Source organism: Actinocorallia populi, from assembly GCF_002995495.1.
In the GTDB taxonomy this organism is placed as follows: domain Bacteria; phylum Actinomycetota; class Actinomycetes; order Streptosporangiales; family Streptosporangiaceae; genus Actinocorallia; species Actinocorallia populi.
On record NZ_PVZV01000003.1, the window covers coordinates 549950 to 567269 of the forward strand.

The 17320-nt window shown below is 74.4% G+C and carries 15 protein-coding genes; 11 read left to right on the forward strand and 4 right to left on the reverse strand.

The window, feature by feature from the left end:
* The first annotated feature begins 2 nt into the window (after positions 1 to 2).
* The 5 genes from C2865_RS15630 to C2865_RS15650 all read left to right on the forward strand — a co-directional run bounded on the left by C2865_RS15630 (position 3) and on the right by C2865_RS15650 (position 8120).
* Positions 3 to 2576 carry a SaeA-related protein gene (locus tag C2865_RS15630; RefSeq protein WP_106399171.1) on the forward strand — a complete coding sequence of 858 codons (2574 nt, stop codon included), beginning with the start codon at positions 3 to 5 and terminating at the stop codon, positions 2574 to 2576.
* 1 nt (position 2577) lies between these two features.
* Positions 2578 to 3729, forward strand: coding sequence for a TRAFAC clade GTPase domain-containing protein (locus tag C2865_RS15635; RefSeq protein ID WP_106399172.1), 1152 nt, complete (start codon positions 2578 to 2580; stop codon positions 3727 to 3729).
* On the forward strand, positions 3729 to 5699 hold the full coding sequence (locus C2865_RS15640) for a GAP1-N2 domain-containing protein (protein WP_106399173.1): 1971 nt from the start codon (positions 3729 to 3731) through the stop codon (positions 5697 to 5699). The genes C2865_RS15635 and C2865_RS15640 overlap by 1 nt, the downstream gene beginning before the upstream one ends.
* Positions 5700 to 5701: 2 nt before the next feature.
* Entirely contained in the window at positions 5702 to 7396 is a 1695-nt protein-coding gene (locus C2865_RS15645; RefSeq protein WP_106399174.1) for a TRAFAC clade GTPase domain-containing protein, read from the forward strand.
* Between the two features lie 88 nt (positions 7397 to 7484).
* The gene (locus tag C2865_RS15650; protein WP_106399175.1) at positions 7485 to 8120 is read left to right on the forward strand and encodes a PASTA domain-containing protein; all 636 of its coding nucleotides are present in this window, start codon (positions 7485 to 7487) and stop codon (positions 8118 to 8120) included.
* A gap of 9 nt (positions 8121 to 8129) precedes the next feature.
* Here C2865_RS15650 and C2865_RS39415 read toward each other — a convergent pair whose 3' ends face one another.
* Positions 8130 to 8276, reverse strand: coding sequence for a hypothetical protein (locus tag C2865_RS39415; protein ID WP_157963737.1), 147 nt, complete (start codon positions 8274 to 8276; stop codon positions 8130 to 8132).
* A 79-nt stretch (positions 8277 to 8355) separates the two neighbouring features.
* On the reverse strand, positions 8356 to 8814 hold the full coding sequence (locus tag C2865_RS15655; RefSeq protein WP_106399176.1) for a flavodoxin family protein: 459 nt from the start codon (positions 8812 to 8814) through the stop codon (positions 8356 to 8358).
* A 203-nt stretch (positions 8815 to 9017) separates the two neighbouring features.
* Between C2865_RS15655 and C2865_RS15660 the strand changes: the two genes are divergently transcribed.
* The gene (locus C2865_RS15660; protein ID WP_157963738.1) at positions 9018 to 9587 is read left to right on the forward strand and encodes a lamin tail domain-containing protein; all 570 of its coding nucleotides are present in this window, start codon (positions 9018 to 9020) and stop codon (positions 9585 to 9587) included.
* A 41-nt stretch (positions 9588 to 9628) separates the two neighbouring features.
* Here C2865_RS15660 and C2865_RS15665 read toward each other — a convergent pair whose 3' ends face one another.
* Positions 9629 to 11083, reverse strand: coding sequence for an alpha/beta hydrolase (locus tag C2865_RS15665; protein ID WP_232835620.1), 1455 nt, complete (start codon positions 11081 to 11083; stop codon positions 9629 to 9631).
* 355 nt (positions 11084 to 11438) lie between these two features.
* Here C2865_RS15665 and C2865_RS15670 point away from each other — a divergent pair, with 355 nt between their 5' ends.
* The 4 genes from C2865_RS15670 to C2865_RS15685 all read left to right on the forward strand — a co-directional run bounded on the left by C2865_RS15670 (position 11439) and on the right by C2865_RS15685 (position 14195).
* Complete coding sequence (locus C2865_RS15670; RefSeq protein ID WP_232835621.1) at positions 11439 to 12590, forward strand: sensor histidine kinase; 1152 nt, start codon at positions 11439 to 11441, stop codon at positions 12588 to 12590.
* Positions 12587 to 13255, forward strand: coding sequence for a response regulator (locus C2865_RS15675; RefSeq protein ID WP_106399177.1), 669 nt, complete (start codon positions 12587 to 12589; stop codon positions 13253 to 13255). The genes C2865_RS15670 and C2865_RS15675 overlap by 4 nt, the downstream gene beginning before the upstream one ends.
* 121 nt (positions 13256 to 13376) lie before the next feature.
* Entirely contained in the window at positions 13377 to 13715 is a 339-nt protein-coding gene (locus C2865_RS15680) for a helix-turn-helix domain-containing protein (protein WP_456297946.1), read from the forward strand.
* 72 nt (positions 13716 to 13787) lie between these two features.
* Positions 13788 to 14195, forward strand: a complete 408-nt coding sequence (locus C2865_RS15685; RefSeq protein ID WP_106399386.1) for a VOC family protein — start codon at positions 13788 to 13790, stop codon at positions 14193 to 14195.
* Positions 14196 to 14212: 17 nt separating this feature from the next.
* On the opposite strand, the gene C2865_RS15690 is transcribed toward C2865_RS15685, so the two are convergent.
* A complete protein-coding gene (locus C2865_RS15690) occupies positions 14213 to 15097 on the reverse strand; it encodes a Gfo/Idh/MocA family protein (protein ID WP_106399178.1) in 885 nt (294 codons plus the stop codon).
* Between the two features lie 145 nt (positions 15098 to 15242).
* On the opposite strand from C2865_RS15690, the gene C2865_RS15695 reads away from it, so the two are divergent.
* Positions 15243 to 17312: a protein kinase domain-containing protein gene (locus tag C2865_RS15695; RefSeq protein ID WP_198653346.1), complete on the forward strand. Its 2070-nt coding sequence runs from the start codon at positions 15243 to 15245 to the stop codon at positions 17310 to 17312.
* Positions 17313 to 17320: the final 8 nt, after the last annotated feature.

Sequence of the window (17320 nt, forward strand, 5' to 3'; positions counted from 1 at the left end):
GCGTGTCGTTCGACGACGACTACAAGCAGCGGGTGCTGGAACCCGCACGGGCGGCCGGGGACCAGCCGCCCGAGGACCTGCGGGCGCGCTACGCCCTGCCCGAGGAGCTCACGCCCGAGGCGGTCGGCGCGCGGGTCAAGCAGGTCCGCCAGTGCTGGCGGCGTTCGCGCGGCCAGCTGAAGTACCGCAAGCTCATCGACCGGCTGGAGGCCGAGCACCGCGCGCTCGGCCCGGTCTTCACCGCCGCGGAGCAGGGCGACCTCGGGCCGCTCAGGCAGCGGCTGCGCGGCGGTGACGAGCGCAACGCCCAGCGCAGGGCCGAGGTGCGCAACCGGCTGCTGGACGCCGCGGGACCGCTGCGGGTGCTCTCCCCCGCCGAGTGCGCGGCCATCGGCAAGGCCGGCGGGGTGTCGGGGGCGGAGCTGGCGCAGCTGCTGCGGATCGACGGCCTGGAGGTGCACGAGCCCGACGCGCTGCCGGCCGTCCCGCCCTATCCCGGTTACGGCAAGGCCCGCGAGTCGCTGGAGGTGCTGGGCGCCCGCCACATGCTGGCGTTCCTGCTGGGCAGCGACAGGATCGGCAACATCCGGTTGTTCGGCGGGGTGTCGGCGGGCGGCATGCCGATCGACCCGGCGGGCGCCGCACGCGCCCTGGAGCGGGTGACCGGCGAGTGGGCGCGGCGGCCCCGCGACACCAGCACCACCCACGCCGAGACGGTGCTCATCGCGCTGCGCACCGCGATGCGCGAGGACCTCCTGCACGACCTGCTGGGCTACGACTTCATCGCCCGGCTGCGTGAGCGGCGCGAGCAGCGCGCCTCCGACCAGGCGCTGATGGACTTCGCGGTGCGCGGCCTGGGCGTCGAGCCGAACGAGGCGCGGCGGCTGGTGTTCGCGATCAGCCGGGAGGGCGGCGTCCCGGCGGGTCCGGCGGGACGGATGCGCGAACTGCTGGAAGCGGGGAACGCGCACGCCGCCGCGCTGCTCGCCGAGGGCCTGGACGAGCACGAGGTCCCGCCGGAGGCCGTCGAGGCGCGGCAGCGGGTGGCGGCGGCGTCCCGGCTGCTGGACGAGGCGCTGGAGCTGACCGGCGCGGGGGACGCGGACGGGGCGTGGGACCGGCTGGAGGACGCGCTGCGGCTGGCCGCCGACCTTCCGGGGCTGCGCGAGCACCAGCGGCGGCTGCCCCCGCTGCCGCCCTCGGACGTGGCGGCCGAGGCGGACGGCACGTCGGTCCGCCTGTCGTGGCGGCCGTCGCCGTCCCGGGCGGGCCGGATCCTGCACGAGGTCGTCCGACGGCCCGGCCGCCCGCCGCGCGACTCCTCCGACGGCGAGCCCGTCGCGTCCGTGGACGGCGAGCCGCCGGTGAACGTGCCGCTCTTCTACGCGGTATACGCGCGCCGCGGCGAGGCGACGTCCGAGCCGGTGTGCGCGGGCCCGGTCGTGTTGCGCCCCGAGCCCGCGCGGGTGGAGCTCGCCGCCGGGGACGGGATGGTCACCGGCCGGTGGGAGTGCCCCCCGGAGGCCGTCCGCGTGGCCGTGCTGCGCGACGGCGAGCCCGTCCCGGCCGGACGCGAGGGCTTCACCGACCGCGGCGTCCGCAACGGCACGACGCACCGGTACCGGGTGTACGCCGTCTACGTCGACGGCGTGGCGGAGGTCGAGACACCCGGCGTGCTCGCCTCGGCCACCCCGCACGCGCTTCCCGACGCCGTCGCGGAGTTCGCCGTCGAGCCGTACGCGCAGGACAGGCTGCTGCTGCGCTTCCCCATCCCCGCGCACGGCCTGGTGGAGGCGCTGCTGCTCGACCGGGAGCCGCCGTGGCCGGTGGGCGCGCTGGTCCCGGTGGGCGAGCTGCCCGCGCAGCGCGTCGAGTCCACCCCGCACGCGCGCGGCCTGGTGGTGCGGCCGGGGTCCAGCGGAGTGCTGCTGGTGGTGACGGTCGCGGGGTCGAGTGCGGCGATCGGCGCGTTCCGCCGCCATGTGGACCTGCCCGCGCCGTCCGGTCTGACGGTGGTGCGCCGGGGCGACGAGGTCGATGTCGGTTTCGGCTGGCCCGGCGACGCCGCCGCCGTCGCCGTCACCTACGAGGTCGCCGAGGGGCCCGCCAGGCGCATCGGTGTCTCGCGCGCGGCGTACACCGCGGGCGGGGGCGTGCACCTGCCCGTTCCCGAGGGCGAGCCGGTGCGCGTCAGCGTCGCCGGAACGGCCGAGCAGGGCGGCACGGTGCTCACCGGCCCTGCCGTCACCGCCGCCGTCGCGGCGCCCACCGTCGTCCGGTACGACCTGGCCGTCACCGGGCCGCCGTGGAAACGGGTGCTGGCGGTCAGCCTCGCCTGCGACAGGCCGGTGCGGCTGGCACGGCTGGAGCTGGTCGTGCGCGACGGCCGCGTCATGCCGCGTGATCCCTCCGACGGCGAAACGCTGAAGGTCTGGGAGAATACGGACTTGCCGGACGAGGCCGTCCTGCGGGTGCCCCTGCCCAAGCGTCCCGGGCCGTTCTGGTTGCGGTGCTTCGCCGGGCCGGACGTCGAACTCGCCGACCCGCCCGTCCGCAGACTCCAGCAAGGCGCGTGATGTGAGAACCGAGAGACTCCACCGGGTACGGGCCCGCGGGCGCGACACCGTCACCTGCCCGTACTGCTTCGCGGTGTTCGGCCGCGCCCAGATCGCCTACCGCTGCCTGGGGCGGGCCGGGCGCGGCATCGGCTGCGACCCGCGCCTGGACGCCGAGCTCGCCGCCTACCTGGGCACCCAGGCGGGCGCGGTGCTGCCGCCGGTGTTCGCCGGGCGCGGCGCGCGGGCGTCCTGCCCCGACTGCGGGCGCGAGAGCGGCCGGCGGGTCTGCCCCGAGTGCCACCACGAACTGGCCCCCGCCTACTGCGACACGCCCGGCAGGATCGTCGCGCTGGTCGGCGCGAAGAACGCCGGCAAGAGCACCTACGTCGCGGTGCTGCTGCACGAGCTGCGCAACCGGGTCGGCACCGAGCTCGGCACCTCGCTCGTCGCCTGCGACGACCGCACCATCGAACGCTACAAGCGCGACTTCGCCCGCCCCCTGTTCGACCAGCAGCGGCTGCTGCCCATGACGCCGAGCGCGGTGACGGCGCCGCGCGAGCCGCTGGTGTTCTCCCTGTCCCGGCGGGTCCGCGGCAGGTTCACCAGCCGCACCGAGGCGCTGACGCTGGTGCTGTTCGACACCGCGGGCGAGGACCTGCGCAGCCGCGAGGTGCGCGACCTCCACCTGAAGTACCTGGAGGCCGCCGACGCGATCATCTTCCTGGCCGACCCGCTGGAGCTGACGGGCGGCGCCGCCGACAGCGAGCCGCTGGACGTGCTGGCGCGGGTGACCGAGCCGCTGCGCCAGCGGTACGGGCTGGCGCCCAAGGACAGGCTGAGGGTCCCGGCCGCGATGGTCCTCACCAAGATCGACGCGCTGGAGCTGCCCCGCCAGTCGGCGCTGCGCCGCGCCCGCCACCGCGCGGGCGCGCTGGACGCCGACGACAGGGCCGCCGCGGACGCCGAGGTCAGGGCGCTGCTGCACGGCTGGGGGTCGGGCGACCTCGACCGCTACCTGGACCAGAACTACGCCGAGTACCAGCTGTTCGGGGTGTCGGCGCTGGGCGGGGCCCCCAGCGCCGACAAGGTCGCGGCGGGCGGGGTGCGCCCGCACCGCGTGGAGGATCCGCTCCTGTGGCTCCTGCACCGGTTCGGAATGCTGGACGGCTGATGGCCTGGCAGCTGCACTACACCTCCGCGCGCACGGCGCGACGCTCGGGCTTCCAGTTCACCGCCGTCTCCCCCGGCCTGCCGCCGGGCGTCGAGGGCGCGGTCTCCCCCTACCTGGGCTACCGCCCCCCGCCCGACGCCCCGCCCTCGCCCGGCGAGGAGGAACTGGCCGGCTTCCCCGTCTCGTTCGGCTACGACGTCGTCGACGCCGCGGGGGAACGGCGGCTGCTCGTCCGGTCCCGCTACCTCGGCCGCGACTACTCGGGGCGGTTCGGCAACTTCCTGGCGCACGCCGTGGTCGCCGACCCGGCGGAGATGGAGGGGCTGCGCCCGATCGAGTTCTGGGGGGCGCCCTTCTGGGCGGACGCCCCGCTCGAAGAGCTGCCCGTCCTGGAGTACCCGCCGCCCGGTGACGCCTTCGACCCCGAGGCGCTCGGCCGCTGGCTCTCCGGTCTCGACCACGACCCGTACGCCAGGCTGGCCGCGCTCGTCGACGCCGTCTGCTCCTCCTCCGGGCGGATCTTCCTGGTCTCCCCGGACGTCGGGCAGATCGCCCGCTGGATCGCGGTCCTGTCGTACTCGCTGCCCGTCGCGCGGGCGGCGCTGCTGTCGTTCACCACCTACACCGCCGACCCCGCCGCCTGCCCGCACCGCCTCGCCGGGACGACCCCCGACGTGTGGGCGTCGCTGCGCGCCGACCAGGAGGCCCACCTGCTCGACGGCCCCGCCCCCCGGCACGAGCCGAGCCGCTACGCCGGCACCGTCGCAGGGCTGTGGCGCGCGTTGGACCTGGAGGGCCTGGACAGCCTGGCGGAGCTGGCCGAGGTGGTCGGCGACGGGCTGGAGGGCGCGGCGGCGCTCCTGGCGCTGTGCCGTGCGGAGGAGGCGGACGAGGAGGCGCAGGGACTCGCCCTGCCGCTCGTGCGGCATCCCGGCCTGCCGTCGTGGGTATGGCCGCGGCTGCCCGTGGACGGGTTGTCCTTCGAGCTCGCCGCGGCCGTCAACCGGCACTCCCCCGACGCCGGGCGCGCGCGTGCGGCCGGGGAGCGGTGCGCCCGCCTGGTGTTGTCGACGCCCTCGCTGCGGACCAGGCTGGACGACTTCGCCCTGGAGGACCCGGCGGAGCTCCTGCCGGAACTCGCCCGGCGGCTGCCCGTCGCCGAGAGCCTGCCGCTGCTGGCGGAGCTGACGGCCGTGGCCGAGCGGCTCGGCGTCCCGGTCACCCGGGAGACCACCGGGCGGGGCGCGTTCGCGCTCGTCAACCCCGACCACCTGCGGGACGGGCAGCGGCTCGCCTCCGCCGACGACGTCGTCGCGGCCGTCGTGACGCTCACCGGCGGCGCCCGCGGGACGCTGCTGACCGGGATCGTCCACGGGCTCGAGCGCGGTGGCGCGCTGCGCCGCCGGGACGTCCTGACGGGGCAGGTCTGCGACCTGCTCGCCGAGCACGCCGAAGGCTCCCTCCTGCGCCGGACGCCCGAGGTGGCGCTGCACATGCTGCGCTCCCTGGCGGCCCGCCACGGCGTCCTGGGCGGGCCGACGCTCCGCCTGGCCGAGGCTATCCCGGGGAACAGCGCGGCGGAAGGACTCCTCACCGCCCGGGACGTCCCCGGCGAGCGGGACCCACGGGCCGCGGCGGACGCCCTGGAGCGGGTCGGCGGCGCGCTCTCGGGCCCGGCGGTCCAGGCGGTGGCCGACGCGCTCACCGCGCGCTCCCCGGCCTTCCGGGCCGCGCTCGTCTCCGTTCTCGACGAGCGCGTCCGCGACCTGCTCGTCCACCGCTGGATGGAGACGGCGCGCCAGCGCTCCGAACGGTTCGACCTCGTCGGCGTGGCGCTGCGCGCCCCCGGCACGCCCCTTGACGGCTGGGTTCGCGAACAGTTGCGAAAACGGTTCACCCTGTTGCAGCTGGAGACCTACTTCCGGGACGATCAGAAACTCCGCGCGGCCCTGCGAGAGCTCCGGGAGTAGGCATGCAGCAGTTCCTGTGGGTGCTGGGCGTCGCCGCCTGGGCGCTCATCATGCTCGCGGGATTCGCCCTCCTGTTCCCGCCGCTGTTCGGGGCCACCCTCGTCGGCGTGACGGCCGTCGCGTTCATCCACTACTACGCCGTCGCCTGCCGGGCGCTGCTGCCGGCCAACGCCGACGGGGTGTCACCGGTGACGCCGACGGACGGGGTGTACCGGCACTACCTCGTCAGCCAGGTCTGGCGGGACTGGCAGGCGCTGGCCGGGACCGTCGGCCCGCGCGTCTACCAGAGCGCCGACCAGGCGGTGCGGCGGCTCACCTCCCTGATGGTGTCGGGCTGGTGGGGGTTCTTCCTCTTCCCGATCTGGGCGGCGCTGTGCGGCGGGATCGTGCTGGCGGCGGTGCCGCTGGCGCTGCTCGGCGTCGCGCTGACCCTGCTGTACGGGGTGGTCGCGCTGGTCGGGCTGACCGGCTGGCTGGTGTGCGTGGCGCTGCTGGCGGGCGTCGAGCGCCTGTTCATGGCCTCCGGGCGGATCCTGCAGACCTGCCCGCACCCCAGCTGCTACCGGCGCATCAGGCTGCCCGTCTACGCCTGCCCCCGGTGCGGGCGCAGGCACCATCGGCTCGTCCCGTCGACGGCCGGGGCGTTCCGGCACGTGTGCGAGTGCGGGACGCGCCTGCCCACGACGGTGCCGCTGGGCCGCTACCGGCTCACCGCCTACTGCCCGCACTGCTCGGGGCGGCTGCCCGACCGGATCGGCCGGGTGCGGGTGGAGCCGGTGCCGTTCATCGGCGGGCCCGCCGCGGGCAAGACGACCTTCATGTTCCTGGCGATCCGGGCGCTGCACGCCCGCACCCGGGAGATCGACGGCGCCCTGGCGTTCGTCGAGCAGCGCCACCAGCACGCGTACGCGAGCGCCGTCGCGGAGTTCGCGCGGGGCGGGCAGCTGGCCAAGACCGGCCCCGAGCTGCCGCTGGCGACCATGCTGGACGTGGAGCTGCCCGGCAGGCGCCCGCGCATCCTGTACCTGTTCGACCCGGCCGGGGAGCTGTTCACCGGCGCCGCGCAGGTCGAGTCGCTGCGCTACCTCGACCACAGCGAGGCGCTGGTCTTCGTGCTCGACCCGTTCGCGCTGCCGGAGGTCCGCCGGACGATGACCGACGGCGAGCGCGCCGTCCCCGTCGCGACGTCCGACGAGGACCCCTCCGACACCCTGCAGCGGGTGCTGAACGACCTGCGCTCGCGCCCCGACAAGGGCAGGCAGCGGCGCGTGGCCGTCGTGGTCACCAAGGCCGACCTGCTGGCGCGCACCTCGATCGGCCGCGACCTGTACACCGACCCGCGCGCCTGGCTGGACTCCCTCGGCCTGGGCAACACCCTGCGCACCCTGGACCAGCTCGCCGAGGAGGTGCGGGTCTTCCCCTCCGGTCTGAACACCCCGCCCTCCCACCTGGCCGCCCTCGTCGGCTGGGTGACCGGGCTGCCGCTGGCCGGGCGCGGCTCCCCTGCCCCCGCCCCGCCGCCCGACCTGGCCGCGGTGCCGCCGGTGCTGCCGATGCGCGATCCGTGGCGGCCCAAGGGTCGCGGCCCCGGCCTGGTGCCCGTCGGCCACCAGGCCGGACGCTGGGCGATCCTGGCCGGGCTGTCGCTGCTGACCCTCTCGGGAGTGCTGGCCGGACTGCGGTACCTGCCGATCTGAGGAATCCCGAACCACGGCGCGTGCCGGGGCGTCACACTGAGCGAAGGTGCAGGCGCCCGCCACGTCGACCGTCCCGGGGAGGACCGCGATGCCCGCCGAGATCGAACCGGACTCCCCCGCTCCGGAACCCGCCGTTCCCAGGCCCGCGGACGCGCCCGAGGACGCCGAGGCGCTCGAGGGCGTCGCGGCGCCCGAGCCCGCGACGCCGATGTCCCTGCGCTCGATGGTGCTGCTCGGCGGGGTGATGAGCCTGGGCGTGGCCCTGATCCTCGGGCTGACCCTGCTGGTCGGCGGCGCTCCCGACCGCGGCGCGACCGGCCGGGCCGACGCCGCGGGGACGGTGCCGTCCGTGGCCGGGCGGAGCCTGCCGGAGGCGACGGCGGCGCTGGCCGAGCGGCGGCTGGCGATCGACTCGGTCGTGCGCATCCCCTCGTCGCTGCCGCGCGGCGAGGTCGTGCGCACCACCCCCGGTGCGGGCTCCCCCGCGGCCGAGGGCATGCCCGTCACGGTCTACGTCTCGGGCGGCGCCGGCGACGAGCGGCCGCACGACAGGGTGACGGTCCCCTACCTCCTCGGCGTGGACGGGCGCCGCGCCCAGCAGGTCGCCCGCCAGCTCGGCCTGCGCCTGGAGCTGCCCGGCGGGAACGGCCGTGTCGTCACCCAGCGGCCGGACCCCGGCACCGAGGTCGCCAGCGGCAGCCCCGTCACGGTCACCCTCGGCTGAACCCGCGGATCAGCCGGCGACCCGCTCCCCCGAACGCGCCGCCACCTGCACCCGGTAACGCTCCATCACCCCGGCGGGCAGGTCGAGCAGATCGACCAGCTCCTCGACCAGCGCCGCGTCGATCACGGCCATCTGCACCTCGCTGAGCGGCTCCATACCGTCCTCCCCGTGTCCTCGCAGGTCACCGACGGAGTAAACCACCGCGGGCCGGGAGCGGCGACGGGACCCCTCGGGTTCACGCGAGTTCCCCGATCTCGGCCGCCAGCAGCGCCCCCAGCTCCCAGCACGCCTCCAGCGCGGGCTTGGTGAGCGGCCCCGTGACGGACACCGGCGGATGCACCGCCCGCCACCCCATCGCCCCCGCGATCGACTCCACGGCCCGCACCGCCCCCGCGGTGTCGTTGCTCCCGTGCACGTAGAGCCCGTACGGAAGCCGGGGCTTGGCCTCCAGACACGGGTAGTAGACGACGTCGAAGAAGTGTTTCAACGCCCCCGACATGTACCCGATGTTCGCAGGCGTCCCCAGCAGAATCGCGTCCGCCTCCAGCACATCCGTCACCGAAGCGCCCAGCGCCGGCCGGGTAACGACCTCCACGCCCTTCACCTCGTCGGTCGACGCCCCCGAGCGAGCCGCCTCCAGGAGCTCCTGCAGGGCGGGCGAGGGAGTGTGGTGGACGATCAGCAGCCTGCTCACAACCGACTCTCCGGATCGACGGACGCAACCATCTCCTCAGCCTTCCATACGGGCTGTTCACCACCCTGAGAGGACCGCGGCGCACGGGTGGAGGAGGCGCCTCCCAAGGCCCCACCTACTGCCAATTTCGCGAAATTTCCCCCAATCGGGTGGTGGCTGGCCTAGATTTGGCGGGCCCACGATATCTGTGAACAGGAGTAAACATGCGATCTCTTGTGACGTCCGTCGTCATGATCGCGGCGGTGCTGGGGAGCTCCGGGGCCGCGGCCGCCGCGGCCAAGCCGACGCTGAAGTTCACGAAGATCCAGTACGACGCCCCCGGGGCGGACACCCGGGCGAACTCCCAGCTCAACAAGGAGTACGTCGTCCTCAGGAACACCGGGCGCAAGGCCGTCCAGCTCAAGAACTGGACGCTGCGCGACGCGCAGCGGCACGTCTACCGCTTCCCGGCCTTCAAGCTGAGGCCCGGCAGGAGCGTCACGATCCACACGGGCAAGGGCAGGAACAACGCGACGCACCTGTACATGAACCGCGGCTGGTACATCTGGAACAACGACCAGGACACCGCGACCCTCCGCGACGCCAGGGGCGTCAAGGCGCTCGCCCGCTCCTGGAGCGAGTCCGCGCCGCCGAAGCCCTCCCCCTCGACCGACCCGCGCTACGGCACCTGCACCGAGGCCAAGGCCAACGGCTACGGCCCCTACTACGAGGGCCGGGACCCCGAGTACCACTGGTACTCCGACCGTGACGGCGACGGGGTCGTCTGCGAGTAGACCCGGTCCCGCCCGGGACCTGCCCCGCCCTTCGGGCCGGGTCAGGAGGTGCGGCAGGCGGTGTCCCGGGCGGGTAGCACGCCCTTGAGCAGGTATCGGTTCACCGTGCGGTCGATGCAGGCGTTCTGCGGGGCGAAGAGTCCGGCGTAGACGGTGTGGCGGAACGCGCCGCGGAGGGTGACGAGGCGGGAGCCCGCCAGGGCGCGGTGCGCGGCGAGCTGGCCCTTGTAGGTGGCGGCGGGGTCGCCGGCGGCGCCGACCATCAGGAGGGGGACGCCGCCGCGGACCCGGGTGGGGCGTTCGGCGGGGCGGGCGGGCCAGAACGAGCAGGGGGTGATCGCGCGGGTCAGCGGGCCGAAGACGGGCTCCTTCGCGCGGTGCTTCTGGAGGTCTCGGTAGTAGACCTCGGGGTCGCGTGGCACCGCGCGGTCCGCGCACAGGATCGCCGTCTGGACGCTGAACGTCCCGTCCGTGTCGGCGGCGGCCAGGCCGGACAGCGTCTGCTCCAGGACGGGTGTCGGGCCCACCCGGGCGCCGCGGGAGGCCCGCCACAGGACGCGGACGTCCGCGGCGAAGCTCGCGTACGTACCGGCGTCGTCCCCGGCGGTGACGTTCCACAGGAGCTGCGGCAGGATCCGGCCGTCGACCCTGTGGCGGCCGACCCGGACCGGCTCGCGGCCGACGGACGTGTTGAGGCGGTCCACGGTGCGCAGGACCCGTGCGGTGGTCGAGCCGAGGTGGAAGCGGCCGTCGCGCCGGGCCGTCCAGGACGCCCAGCGGCGGAGCGCCGCGGCGACGGCAGGGCCCTGCGTGCGGGTGAGGTCGGGGCCGTAGCGGCGCGGGTCCAGGGCGCTGTCCAGGACGACACGGTCGACGCGCCGGGGGAACATCCGGACGTACACCTGGCCCAGGTACGTACCGTACGAGGAGCCCAGGTAGGAGATCTTCCGGACGCCGAGCGCGGCTCGTACGGCGTCCATGTCGCGGGCGGTCTCGCGGGTCGAGGCATGCGGGAGGACGGCCCGGTGCGGGGCGCAGCGCGAGGCCAGCTCGCGGGCGGTCGCGACGGTCCGGTCGAAGGTGCGCCGGGACGGCCCCGCGGCGCCGATGCTCACGGTGGGCCAGCCGCAGTTCAGCGGGGTGCTGCGGCCCACGAAGCGGGGGTCCATGCCGACCAGGTCGTACCGCGCGGCGACGGCCGGCACGGCCTTGGCCAGATGAAGCATGAGCGGTATGACGGGTATGCCCGGCCCGCCAGGGTTGTAGAAGAGCGTGCCCCGGCGCTGCCCCGTCGCCTTCAACCTGGTCACCGCGATCTCGATCCGGCGGCCCGCCGGACGGCGGTGGTCGAGCGGGACCTCCAGCTCGGCGCAGGCGGCTCCGGCGGCGTCCAGCTCGCGTCCGGCCAGATCGTCCGGGCCCGTACGGCAGCGGTGCCAGTCGAGCCGCCTCGGGGCGAGCCGTGCCGCCGGGGTCTCTCCCGAGAGGTCGAACACGGACGTCGTCCGAGCCTCCGGTGCGGGCCTGGGCTCCGCCAGGAGACGAAGCCCCGGCGCGGAACGGGGTCCGCCGGGGTCGAGAGCCGGCGCGGAGAGGAGGGTGGCCGGTAGGGCCGCGATGCCCGTGAGTGCGGCGAAGGTGTGGTGGAGCAAGGCGCCTCCTGGTCTCGGTGGTGGGCTGGAACGCTACGGAGCCGCGCGGCTCCGGCACGTCCGGCGCCGGTCGGAAGGGGAAGGCTCCCGCCTCCCCCGCAGCGCCGACCTTCTCCTCCCTGAGGAGCAGACGGCCCGCGGGGATCTCACACGAGGGGCGCATGCGGGCCGTACGGGCGGGGCCGTAACGTCAGGACGCGTGAGACCGGCACTCGTGGAACGCGTACGGAGCCTGGACCCGCTGGTCCAGGACGGGCTGCTCGCGGCGCTGCTGTTCGCGGCGACCTTCAGCGCGGGCCGCGCGGAGGGACGCGTGGGACTGCTCCTCCAAACGGCGCTGGTGCTGCCCCTGGTATGGCGGCGGAAGGCGCCCCGGACCGTCTTCCTGCTGGTCAGCGGCGCCGCACTGGCGCAGTGGCTGCTCGGTCCGCAACTGCCCGCCGACGTGGCCCTGCTCATCGCGCTCTACACGGTGGCCGCGTGGTCCGAGCGCCGGTGGGCGGTCGCAGCCGGTGCCGTCCTGGAGGCCGGGATCCTGCTGGCCTCCTGGCGCTGGGCGGCGGACGGGCGTTTCCTGGCCTGCGTGGTCGTGCTGACGGCGATGGCCGCCGCGGCCGCCGTCCTCGGAAGCAACATCCGCGACAAGCGCGCCCACCTCGCCGAACTGGAGGACCGCGCGGTCCGCCTGGAACGGGAGCGAGACCAGCGGGCTCGGCTGGCCGCAGCCGAGGAGAGGACGCGCATCGCGCGGGAGATGCACGACATCGTCACGCACAACCTCTCCGTCATGGTCGCGCTCACCGACGCCGCCGTCTACGCCCAGCGGCACGCGCCCGGCAAGGCGACGGCCGTGATGCACCAGATCTCCGAGACCGGGCGGCAGGCCCTCACCGACATGCGGCGCTCCCTGGGCGTCCTGCGGGCCGGCGAGCCGGACGCCGAACGGCACCCGCCGCCCGGCATCGCCCAGCTGGAGGCGCTCGCCGCGCAGATGCGGGCCGCCGGCCTCGCCACCCGCCTCGAGATGCTCGGCGACCACCTCCCCGTCCCGGCCACCGCGCAGCTGACCGTCTACCGCCTGGTCCAGGAGGCCCTCACCAACACGTTGAAGCACGCCCCTTCCGGCACCCGCGCCGAGGTCGCGGTCCGCTGCTCCCCCGGCACCGTCGACGTCACCGTGACCGACGACGGCACCGCCCCGACCGGCCCCTCCTCCCCCGGCCAGGGCCTGACCGGCATGCGCGAGCGCATCGCCGCCTACGGAGGGGCCTTCACCGCCGGCCTCCTCCCCGGCGGGGGCTGGCGCGTCCAGGCCCGCCTGGACCTGACCCCCGAGGAGGCCGCCGCGTGACGGTCCGGGTGCTGCTGGCCGATGACGAGACGCTGCTGCGGATGGCCTTCTCGATGGTCCTGGAGACGCAGCCCGACCCGGAGGTGGTCGGGGAGGCCCGGGACGGGGCGGAGGCACTGCGGGCGGCGCGGCGGCTGCGGCCCGACGTCGTACTGATGGACGTGCGGATGCCCGGGACCGACGGGATCGAGGCGACGCGGCGGATCGTGCGGGACGTGCCTTCCGCGAGGATCCTGGTGCTGACCACCTTCGACCTGGACGAGTACGCCTTCGCCGCGCTCAAGGCCGGCGCGTCCGGCTTCCTGCTGAAGAACGCGCGGCCGGAGGAGCTGCTCACCGCGATCCGCGAGGTCGCGGCCGGGGAGGCGGTGCTCTCGCCGCGTGTCACCCGGCGGCTGCTGGACAGCCTCGCCTCCCAGATCCCCGACGGCTCGGCCGCCCGGCGCGACCCCGCCGAGCGGCTGAGCCCGCTCACCCCCCGCGAACGCGAGGTGCTGGTCCAGGTGGCCCTCGGCAGGTCCAACACCGAGATCGCCGCCGCGTTGTTCCTCGCCGAGGCCACCGTCAAATCCCATTTCGGGCGGATTCTCCAGAAAATGGGGCTCCGGGACCGGGCCCAGGCCGTCGCCCTCGCCTACGAGACCCGGCTGGTCAGCCCGCCCTGAACCGGAGGCCGGCCGGACCCCTCCCGCGTGCCTCGCGGGCGGTGGAGAGACGTGGTGTGATGGGGCCGTGAGCCAGTCTGTGGAGGAGAGCAACCGGCGGATGCTCCGGGCGCGGGACGCGATGGACCGGGCTTATGCGCAGCCGCTGGACGTTCCGGCACTGGCCCGGATCGCTCACGTGTCGGAGTCGCATTTCACGCGGACGTTCCGGGCCACGTTCGGCGAGACTCCGCACCGCTATCTGCAGCGTCGCCGGGTGGAGCGGGCGATGTTCCTGCTGCGGGAGACCGATCGCAGCGTGACGGACATCTGCTTCGAGGTCGGCTTCGGGAGCCTGGGGACCTTCAGCCGCACGTTCCGCGACATCGTCGGGCGGTCACCGCGGGCCTACCGGAAGGAAGCGGTGGCCGTGAACGTGCCGACGTGCTTCACGATGGCATGGTCGCGGCCGAGGTCCTGACCGCCGCACAGGCTGCCAGGTGAGCAGTTTCGGAGAAGTTTTCGCGGGGGCTCCCCCGCTAACGTGGTGGACATGTTCAACACCATCACGCACTCGCAGATCTACGTCCTCGACCAGGACGAGGCCCTCGACTTCTACGTCGGGAAGCTCGGGCTCGAAGTCAGCGCCGACGTCGACATGGGCTTCATGCGCTGGCTGACCGTCAACGTCCCCGGCGACGACCGCCACATCCTCCTGGAGAAGCCCGGCCCTCCGGCGATGTCCGAGGAGACGGCGCAGCAGGTCCGTGAACTGGTGAGCAAGGGCGCGATGGGCGGCCACCTCATCTTCAGCACGGACGACTGCCGCAAGACGTACGAGACGCTGCTGGCCCGGGGCGTGGAGTTCACCCAGGAACCCATCGAGCAGCCGTACGGGATCGACTGCGGCCTGCGCGACCCCTTCGGCAACAGCATCCGCTTCACCCAGCCGAAGGCCTGAGGGCCGCCGGCCGGACGTCAGGGGCGGGAGTCGAGCAGCTGGGTCTCGACCTGGTCCAGGATCTGCTGGATGCGCAGGCCGTGGGCGGCGTCCAGGGCGTGGGGTCCGCCGGTGCGGACGGCCTGGGCGAACTCGGTGATCATGCGGGCGAACGCGTCGTCGCCGAGCCGGGTCCAGTCGAGGAGCTCCGTTCCCCGGCGGCCGAAGACCTCGATCCGGGCGGGCGGGAGGTCGCCGTGGCCCGCCATGGAGACCGAGGCCTCGCTGACGGCGCCCGTCTCGTGCTCCAGGAGCATGCCGACCCAGCGCAGCGGGTCGCCGTGGGCCCTGACGGAGACGACGCGGCCGAGGGCCGCGTCCAGGAGGTCGACGATGTGGGGGCCCAGGTCGAGGACGGCGCCGCGCTCCAGGCGCCAGGGCGTGGCGAAGGGCCCGCCGTCGAGGTTGGCGGAGACGAACTGGCCGTAGCCGCCGAAGGGCTCCAGCGACGCGGCGCGGGCGAGGAAGTCCCGGGCGGCGGTGGAGTAGCGCAGCGTGAAGACCATCTGGGAGACGACTCCCGCTTCGCCCACCGCGTCCGCCAGGGCGCGGGCGCCGTCCAGGTCCATCGCCAGGGGCTTCTCCAGCAGCAGCGCCTTGCCCGCCTTGGCCGCCTGGATCGCCAGCTCCGCCTGGACGTCCGGGGGGACGGCGAAGGCGACGGCGTCGCAGTTGTCGAAGAGCTCCTCCAGGCTTTCGTAGGAGGAGGAGCCGTGCGCCGCGGCCAGTTCGGCGGACGCTTCGGGACGGCGGGCCCAGACGCCCGCCAGTCTGGTGTGCGCCCCGCCCGCGATGGCGGGGGCGTGCACCATGCCCGCCCACGGGCCGGCTCCGACGAGTCCGATGGAAACGGGTTCGCTCATGCCGCCCAGTTTTTCACAGACAAAAGCCTCATCACGCTTGTGGCGTGCGCGGAAGTGAACTGGATCACCCGGAACCCGGTTGTGACACATGCAACAAACCCGGCTCGTAGACCTTGGTGTGATCGTTCGCCGGGCGGAGAACGGGGTGCAGGTGAAAGAGCAGTTGCGTGCGGACGACCCGCAGAGCGCCGGTCCCTACCAGTTGTACGGACGTCTGGGAGAAGGGCGGACGGGCGTTCTGTTCAACGGGCGTTCCGAGGACGGACGGCAGGTGGCGCTGCGGGTGGTGCGCCCGCAGTTCGCCGCCGATCCCGCCTTCCGGCAGCGGCTCGCCCGGGAGGCCTCCGCACTCCGCCGGGTCGGCGGCCCCGCCCTCGCGCCGCTGGTGGACGCCTCGTTCGACGGCCCCCTCTGGCTCGCCTCCACCTACCTCCCCGGCCCTTCGCTGGCCGAGGCCGTCAACCGGCACGGGCCGTGGGAGGCGGAGACGGTGCGGAGCCTGGGCGTGAGCCTCCTCCAAGGACTGGCGGCACTGCACGAGCACGGCCTCGCGCACCGCGATCTCACCCCGCGGAACGTGATCCTCACCAAGGACGGCCCCTGCCTCGTCGACTTCGGGACCATGGGGGTCTTCGGCGCCGTCAGCCGGACGGCCATCGGCGCGCCCATGGGCACGCCCCCGTTCCTGCCTCCCGAGCTCTTCCGCCCCCCGCACGATCCCGGCCCCGCCGGCGACCTGTTCGCCCTGGGCCTCCTCCTGGCCTACGCAGCGGGCGGCAGCAGCCCGTTCGGCGGCGGCCCTCCTTCAGCGGTGCTGCACCGGGTCCTGCACGAGGCGCCCGACCTGTCCCTCGTCCCCCCTGCGCTGCGGGAGGCGGTCGCGGCGTGCCTGGCCAAGGACCCCGCGCGCCGGCCCTCTCTGCGCGACCTGCACGGCGTGTTGTCCTCCGCCGGTCCCCTGACCCGGCAGCGGCTGCCCGAGCAGGTGGCCGCACTGGTCGCCGCGCAGCAGCCCGAGGTCCGCCAGACCCGGCCGAAGCTCCTCCAGGACGGGCTCGCCCGGCTCCGGTCCGGCGACCTGGACGGGGCCCGCGCCCTGTTCCAGCACGCCCTGTCCGACGGGGACCAGGTCGTCGCCCCCGTCGCCATGAACGCACTGGGCCTGCTGGAGAAGCTGGCCGGGAACATCGACGCGGCCCGCCACTGGTACACCAGGGCCCTGCCTCTCAGCGGCCCCGACGAGGCGCGCTCGACGCTGTGGGACCTGGCCCTCCTGGAGCACGAAGAGGGCACCCCCGAGGCCGCCCGCCACTGGCTCCAGCAGGTGATCGGCACCCGCGACCCCGAGTACCTCGCCAAGGCGACACGCACCCTGGCCGACCTCGAGGCGGACCAGGGAGACCTCGACGCCGCACGCCACTGGTACCAGCAGGCCATCGCCACCCGCCACCCCGAAGAAGCCCCCCAGGCGATCGCCGCCCTCGGCGAACTGGAAAAAGAGCACGGGAATCTCGACGCCGCACGCCACTGGTACCAGCAGGCCATCGCCACCCGCCACCCCGAAGAAGCCCCCCGGGCGATGGTCGCCCTCGGCGAACTGGAAAAAGACTGCGGGAATCTCGACGCCGCACGCCACTGGTACCAGCAGGCCGTCGCGACCGGCCATCCCCGGCAGGGCGTCATCGCGATGTGCGGGCTGGGCCTGGTAGGGATGGAGCTGGACGACGACGACGCCGCTGCGCACTGGTGGGGGCGGGCGGCGGCGACCGGTCACTCCGCCTTCGCCCCTGTCGCCCTGATCCAGCTCGGCCTCCTGGAGTGGCGGCGCGGGGACGTCAACTCCGCCTACGCCCGCTTCCGCCAGGTCGTCGACCTGGACGACCCCGACTCCTCCCCCGAGGGGATGTTCCTTCTGGGGTCCCTGGCCGAGGAGCAGGGCGGCCCGGACGTCGCCCGCGAGTGGTACCTGCGCGCGATCGCCGGCGCCCATCCCGAGACCGCTCCCCAGGCCATGCTCGCCCTGGGGGTCATGCAGGCCGGCCGAGGGGAGCTCGAGGACGCCGCCGAATGGCTGGGAGCCGCGGCCGAGAGCGAGCATCCGGAGTACGCCCCCGAGGCTCTGGAGCTCCTGCGTTCTCTGGCGGGGAGGCAGAAGCGCCCCGGCTTCTGGCGGCAGGCGCTGGGCTCTGTCGAAATCTCCTTCGGCGGGGAGTGATCTTCTGC